This window comes from Curtobacterium sp. PsM8, assembly GCF_030433875.1.
In the GTDB taxonomy this organism is placed as follows: domain Bacteria; phylum Actinomycetota; class Actinomycetes; order Actinomycetales; family Microbacteriaceae; genus Curtobacterium.
This window is the reverse complement of sequence record NZ_JARUXD010000117.1, coordinates 1-6,288: the sequence shown is the minus strand read 5'-3', so window position 1 is coordinate 6,288 and position 6,288 is coordinate 1. Positions and strand designations below refer to the sequence as shown.

Here is a 6,288-nt window from a genome sequence, read left to right as displayed (position 1 = left end):
AAGGGCGGCCTGCTCGTCGGCACCGCCACCATCACCGCCCAGATCAAGTAACACCCGGTGCGTCACCGAACGCACCAGCACCACGAGAACGCCCCCCCCGCACGACCGGGGCGGCGTTCTCGCGTGCTCCCACCATGTGCCCGTGCGAGCGCGCCGACGTGACGGACGCGTGTCGCGCCTCCAGGCCGGTCACCGGCAGGAACGGTCAGCGCACCTCCGTCGGCTCCCGGCCACCTACCCGAGCGGCTCGACGCCGTAGCCGGTGACCACCGCGCGCAGCTCCTCCAGGTACGTCTGCGCCTGCACGGTCAGCGGGACCGAGGCATGGGCGATCCACCCGATCTCGATGCGTTCATCGACGTCGAGCGGGATGGCGACGATCTCGGGGTCCAGGTCGTCGCTGATGAGCCCGGTGGAGATCGTGTACCCACCGAGGCCGATCATGAGGTTGAAGATCGTCGCCCGGTCCGAGACGCGGATCTCCCGTTTGCTCGACATCGTCGACAGGATCTCCTCCGCCAGGTAGAAGGAGTTGTTCGCACCCTGGTCGAAGGTCAGCCGGGGCAGGTCCGCCAGATCGGCGAGGGTCGCGCGCTTCCGGGACGCGAGCGGGTTCCGTCGGGCGACGAAGATGTGCGGCTGGGCGACGAACAGCGGGGTGAAGACGACGCCGGCGTCCCGCATCAGCTTGCCGAGGACCTGTCGGTTGAAGTCGTTGCGGTAGAGGATGCCGACCTCGCTGCGCAGCGTGCGGACGTCCTCGATGATGTCCCAGGTGCGGGTCTCACGGAGCGAGAACTCGTACTCGTCCGCGGCCGCCGCTTCGACCATGCGGACGAAGGCCTCCACGGCGAACGAGTAGTGCTGCGCCGATACCCCGAGCAGCCGACGTGACGGCTGCCCGCCGACGTAGCGCTGCTCGAGCAGCGAGACCTGTTCGACGACCTGCCGGGCGTACCCGAGGAACTCGACCCCGTCGACGGTGAGCACGACCCCACGGGCGGAGCGGGTGAACAGGGGGCGGCCGATCCGCGTCTCGAGGTCCTTCATCGCCGCGGACAGGGTCGGCTGGGCGACGTAGAGCAGGTCGGCCGCTGCACTGATCGAGCCCTCGGTCGCGACCTCGATGAAGTAGCGGAGCTGCTGCAGGGTGATGTCGTTCGAGACCCGGGCCATAGGCGCAGGCTATACCGGCGCATAGCGTCTCGGTATTACCTGATGACCCGAGCCTCCCGTCATGCTCATGGGATGGCGAATGACCTGACCTTCAGCATCACGCGGACGCGGTTCGACGAGGACTACTCCCCCGCCGACAGCTCCCGGCTGACCACGAACTTCGCCAACCTGGCGCGCGGCGAGCACCGTCAGCAGAACCTCCGTGCTGCGTTGGCGATGATCGACGGGCGCGCGAACGACCTCGCCGGGGTGCATGACCGCTACCGCCTGGAACTCGACATCGTGTCCGCCGCGCTGGCGTTCTCCGACGGTGGATCAGACGCCGAGTTCCCGCTGCTCGAGATGCTCGACGTCACGATCGTCGACCAGCACACCGGCGAGCGCCACCACGGCATCCTCGGCAACAACTTCTCGTCGTACCTGCGCGACTACGACTTCTCGGTGCTGCTGCCGTCATCGGCGGGCTTGCCGTCCGACTTCGGGGCGCTGCACGGGGCGCTCTTCCAGCGCTTCCTGGAGTCACCCGCGTTCCACTCGTATTTCAGTGCCGAGCCCGTCGTCTGCATCAGCGTCTCGACGAGCCAGACCTACCGCCAGACCCGGTACGTCCACCCCGTCCTCGGCGCCGAGTACGAGCACGAACACTCCTCGCTCACCGACGAGTACTTCGGCCGGATGGGCATGCGGGTTCGGTACTTCCAGCCCGCCGGAGCGTCAGCCCCGCTCGCGTTCTACACGCGCGGCGACCTGACCGGCGACTACACGGACCTCCAGCTCATCGGCACGATCGCCACCATGGAGACGTTCCAGAAGATCTACCGCCCGGAGATCTACGCCGCGAACACCCCGGCGGGCAGCGTCTACAAGCCGACCCTCGACCACGCCGACTTCACGCCCACTCCGGTCACCTACGACCGTGAGGAGCGCAGCCACCTCGGGATCACCCAGGGCCGGTGGACCGAGGAGCACCTCGTCAAGCCGCACCACGCGCTCCTCTCGCGTTTCGCTGCCGACTCCGTACCCGCCCGCTGACCGACTGGACCATCACCTCCATGAGCTCTCTCCTCCCCACCTCGATCGTCGGCAGCCTGCCGAAACCCTCCTGGCTCGCCGAGCCCGAACGACTCTGGTCCCCGTGGGAGCTGCAGGGCGCAGCGCTGACCGAGGGCAAGCAGGACGCACTCCGCTCCGCCGTCCACGAGCAGGAGCGCCGCGGCATCGACATCGTCAGCGACGGCGAGCAGACCCGCCAGCACTTCGTCACGACGTTCATCGAGCACCTGGACGGTGTCGACCTCGACCGCAAGGAGACCGTCCGGATCCGCGACCGGTACGACGCGGCCGTCCCGACCGTCGTCGGTGCCGTCAGCCGTCGAGCGCCCGTGTTCGTGGACGACGCCCGCTTCCTGCGCGCGCAGACCGACCGCCCGATCAAGTGGGCGCTCCCCGGCCCGATGACGATGATCGACACCCTCTCCGACCAGCACTACAAGTCACGCGAGAAGCTGGCGTGGGAGTTCGCCACGATCCTCAACCAGGAGGCACGCGAGCTGCAGGACGCCGGCGTCGACGTCATCCAGTTCGACGAGCCCGCCTTCACCGTCTTCCACGACGAGGTGCAGGACTGGGGCGTGGCCGCACTCGAACACGCGGCCGAGGGCCTCCGCGTCGAGACCGCCGTGCACATCTGTTACGGGTACGGCATCGAGGCGAACAACCGGTGGAAGGAGACGCTCGGGGCCGAGTGGCGCCAGTACGAGCGGTCCTTCCCGCTCCTGCAGCAGTCGTCGATCGACATCGTCTCGCTGGAGTGCATCCACTCCCACGTGCCGCTCGAGCTCGTCGAACTCATCCGCGGGAAGAAGGTCATGCTCGGCGCCATCGACGTCGCGACCGAGACCGTGGAGACGCCGGAGGAAGTGGCTGAGGTGCTGCGTCGCGCGCTCGAGTTCGTCGACGCGGACAAGCTCATCCCCAGCTCCAACTGCGGGATGGCTCCGCTGGCGCGGGGTGCGGCGCTCGACAAGCTCGGCGCCTTGTCGGCCGGAGCGGACATCGTCCGCAACGAGCTCGTCGGCACAGCCGTCCCGTCTGCGCGTTAGTCGTCATCAGCTGCAGGGCGGCTCCCCTCCGGAAGCAGGAGAGCCGCCCTGTTCGTCGCGTCCGCGGGATGCTTGGCTCTCGATCCGGCCTGGAGGCGCGGCTGCCGTTCGACCGACGGGTCGCGTTGGTACTGGTGTCACCCCTCATCGCATCCGCGAACCGGATCGCCGTCCGAGCGGTGAGTGGATCGACGCGAGAGAGCGATGACGACCGTCGCGAACACTGCAGCGGCGATCCACGTCCCGACGCCGAGCGGCCCCGCGAGGGCGAGGTCCGGCGGGTACTTCGCAGAGGAGAACAGCAGCACCAGACCGCCCGCTGCGTTGAACGCGCCGTGCCCGAGCACGGCGGGCCACACCGAACGACTCCAGATCCGGAGCCAGCCGAGCAACGTCCCGACGGCGGTGGCCCCGACGATCATCAGGAAGACCCCCCACAGGTCTGGACGATCGAAGTTGTAGCCCAGCAGGACGATCGGGCTGTGCCAGACGCCCCACACGACGCCGGTGATGAGAACGGCCGGCCAGTCGCCGAGAGGCTGTAGGGCAGGGAGCAGAAGACCTCGCCACCCGACTTCCTCTCCGAAGGCGAGTACCCCGTTCAGAGGCGCAGCGATCGGGATCGAGATGACCTGCACGAGGACGAGTACTCCGATCGGCAGGAGGTCCCGCGCTTCTTCGGGAAGCATCGCGGCAAACCCGCTGAACGTCTCGAGGTCGAGGCGGACGAGATGCAGGAGCGCGGCGACTGCGATGCCGGCGATGACGACGAGTGGCAGCAGGACGATGCCGCCCAATGAGAAGCGCAGGAGCTTTCCGACCGGTCGGAGCGGGACGATTCCGAGCTGCCGGACAGCCTGCCGCACCGGAACGCGTTGCTGCAGCAGCACGACGATCGCTGCTGCAGCGCAGGGTGTGAACATCATCGTCGGCAGGACCCACAGCGCGTGCACCGACGCCAAGCCCATCGGATCGATCCACAGCGGCAGGCTGACGAGCCATCCGAAGCCCCAGGCCAGGACCGTGTAGATCAGGATCGGCTTCCAGCGGACCTCCGCTGCCACTGGCTCGGGAACGACAGGGCCATCACTGTGACGCATCAGGTGCCTTCCGGACTGCTCGTTGCGCAGCGACAACGCTCCAGAAACCCCCGGTAAGCAGCACAGCAGCCTGGTACCCTCGGCGCCACGCTGCTGCATCGTGCATCGTCGCTCGCGTACGAACACCGACGAAGGAGTTCCTGCCGATGACACCACCTGCGGGCAGCACGACGAAGACCACTGTCACCACCGCCGCAGCCATCTCGACGAAGACCACCGTCTACCCCTTCTCCAGAACCACCGAGCGCGCGCCTGGCCGTTGAACGTTGATACTGAACACCGCAGCGTTCTGCAGCGCGCGGCAGACGAGGAGCGCCCTGCCCGACGGACTCTTCGATCAAGACGCCTGGCCAGGAACTGATCTTTCACCGTACAGATGTTGCACGCCAGAAGGAGCCAGTGCAAGCGGCACTTTGTGAAGAGGTGGATCCGCATCCTCGTCGTCGTCGCTGCAGCCACGGCCCACGGGTGCCTGCACCCGAGCCCGCTGCTGACCGGCGGATGGGAGCAGCCACACTCTGGATGGCAACGACGCGCTGGAGCTCCGGCGAGCCGATCGAGCTCCCTGTCGGCACAGAGATCGGTCCCGCAGACGTCCGCTCGCCAGTCCGCGTGGGCTTCGACGGCCGAGCGTGCCGTCGGACGCGAAACCACTTGGCAGGTCCGACGAACGGACGATCAGGACGACGACCGCCCATGCCAGCAGACGCCATCCGGAAGGCGGCCCAGAGCGAATCAACGAGATGACAGCCGCGAGATCCAGGAGTAGCGCGACCAGCGCGACGGCGAGCACTGTCGGGACGAGTGGGTTCACGTGCCCCGCCTCGGTCGACGGCGTCACTCCGTCGTTCCGCAACGCCAGACAATCGGTAGTACATTGCCGTTTCTATCCCGTGACGTTAAGTTGTTTGTGTGGTTGGAGCAATGGTGTTCGCGCTCGCACTCGTGATCGGCGGCGCCGTCCTCGTGACCTGGCTGACCTGGAGGGCTGCCAACGGGTCTCTGGCTCGGAACGATCTCGCTGGCGTCCGGACGCGGGTCACGATGTCCAGCGATGAAGCCTGGCGAATCGGGCACCGAGCAGCACTACGCCCGACGGTCATTGCCGGAATCTTGACCGTGCTGTGGAGCCTGGCGAGCATCGGTCTCGCGCCGCTCCGCAATCCGGCCTCGGTGCTCGTGGCCACGGCGGTGCTCCTCGGCGGCGCGCTTCTGTCCATCCCGGTGGCGCATCGCGCGGTGCGCCGCTGCAACACGGAGAATGACGCCTCAGCCTGACTCGAGCGTCCGATCGCCTCATCGATCGAGGCCGTCCAATGACGGACGAGCGCTTCGCCGCCAAGTGTCAACCGGAAGGGCGTTGACTACCCCCATGATCACCAAGAGCATGATCCACGAGGTCGAGAACGCGACCGTCCGAGACCGCGACGGTGCCTCGGTCGGCAAGGTCGCGCAGGTGTTCCCCGCCGAGGACGGCAGCGCTGCGTTCGTCAGCGTCGCCACAGGACTCTTCGGGGGTCACACGACGCTCGTCCCGGTCGAGGACGCCACGTTCGACGGCACGGACCTGCACGTCGGGTACGCGAAGAGCGCGATCAAGGGCGCTCCCTCCCCCGGAGTCGGAAACGCTTTGTCCGCCAGCGAGGCGAACGCCGCCCGCAAGCACTTCGGGCTGTCCCCCACCGGCAGGGCCACCGGAGACATGGGCGACCCGCACGAGAACCTCGACCAGGCTGGTACCGGTCCGGCGGGCGCAGACGACACCGAGGGCGCGGGCACGACGCCGCCGGCGTGAGCAGCGCCGGCGAGTGACCCGACCCGTCGGGACGGAGCTGACGGTACTGCTCCGTCTGGTCGGCCGGGGGGGGGGGGGGGGGGGGGGGGGGGGGGGGGGGGGGGGGGGGGGGGGG

6 protein-coding genes are annotated in these 6,288 nt (G+C 68.0%); 4 read left to right on the top strand and 2 right to left on the bottom strand.

The features are described from left to right. Positions 1-234 precede the first annotated feature (234 nt). Positions 235-1,176: a LysR family transcriptional regulator gene (locus QCD68_RS16660; RefSeq protein ID WP_301223827.1), complete on the bottom strand. Its 942-nt coding sequence runs from the start codon at positions 1,174-1,176 to the stop codon at positions 235-237. A gap of 72 nt (positions 1,177-1,248) precedes the next feature. On the opposite strand from QCD68_RS16660, the gene QCD68_RS16655 reads away from it, so the two are divergent. Both QCD68_RS16655 and QCD68_RS16650 read left to right on the top strand, forming a co-directional pair. After that, positions 1,249-2,208: a putative oxygenase MesX gene (locus tag QCD68_RS16655; protein WP_301223826.1), complete on the top strand. Its 960-nt coding sequence runs from the start codon at positions 1,249-1,251 to the stop codon at positions 2,206-2,208. Between the two features lie 20 nt (positions 2,209-2,228). Further along, positions 2,229-3,278 (top strand): methionine synthase, encoded by a 1,050-nt coding sequence (locus QCD68_RS16650; RefSeq protein WP_301223825.1) that lies wholly within the window; start codon positions 2,229-2,231, stop codon positions 3,276-3,278. A gap of 137 nt (positions 3,279-3,415) precedes the next feature. On the opposite strand, the gene QCD68_RS16645 is transcribed toward QCD68_RS16650, so the two are convergent. Continuing rightward, on the bottom strand, positions 3,416-4,477 hold the full coding sequence (locus QCD68_RS16645) for a CPBP family intramembrane glutamic endopeptidase (protein ID WP_301223824.1): 1,062 nt from the start codon (positions 4,475-4,477) through the stop codon (positions 3,416-3,418). Positions 4,478-5,302: 825 nt separating this feature from the next. Between QCD68_RS16645 and QCD68_RS16640 the strand changes: the two genes are divergently transcribed. Together QCD68_RS16640 and QCD68_RS16635 are read left to right on the top strand one after the other, a co-directional pair. Then, entirely contained in the window at positions 5,303-5,656 is a 354-nt protein-coding gene (locus QCD68_RS16640) for an SdpI family protein (RefSeq protein WP_301223823.1), read from the top strand. 94 nt (positions 5,657-5,750) lie between these two features. Further along, on the top strand, positions 5,751-6,173 hold the full coding sequence (locus tag QCD68_RS16635) for a PRC-barrel domain-containing protein (protein ID WP_301223822.1): 423 nt from the start codon (positions 5,751-5,753) through the stop codon (positions 6,171-6,173). Positions 6,174-6,288: the final 115 nt, after the last annotated feature.

Coding starts and splice junctions, on each gene's coding strand:
- QCD68_RS16660 (WP_301223827.1), bottom strand. CDS start 1,176: ATGGCCCGGGTCTCGAACGACATCACCCTGCAGCAGCTCCGCTACTTC.
- QCD68_RS16655 (WP_301223826.1), top strand. CDS start 1,249: ATGGCGAATGACCTGACCTTCAGCATCACGCGGACGCGGTTCGACGAG.
- QCD68_RS16650 (WP_301223825.1), top strand. CDS start 2,229: ATGAGCTCTCTCCTCCCCACCTCGATCGTCGGCAGCCTGCCGAAACCC.
- QCD68_RS16645 (WP_301223824.1), bottom strand. CDS start 4,477: ATGCAGCAGCGTGGCGCCGAGGGTACCAGGCTGCTGTGCTGCTTACCG.
- QCD68_RS16640 (WP_301223823.1), top strand. CDS start 5,303: ATGGTGTTCGCGCTCGCACTCGTGATCGGCGGCGCCGTCCTCGTGACC.
- QCD68_RS16635 (WP_301223822.1), top strand. CDS start 5,751: ATGATCACCAAGAGCATGATCCACGAGGTCGAGAACGCGACCGTCCGA.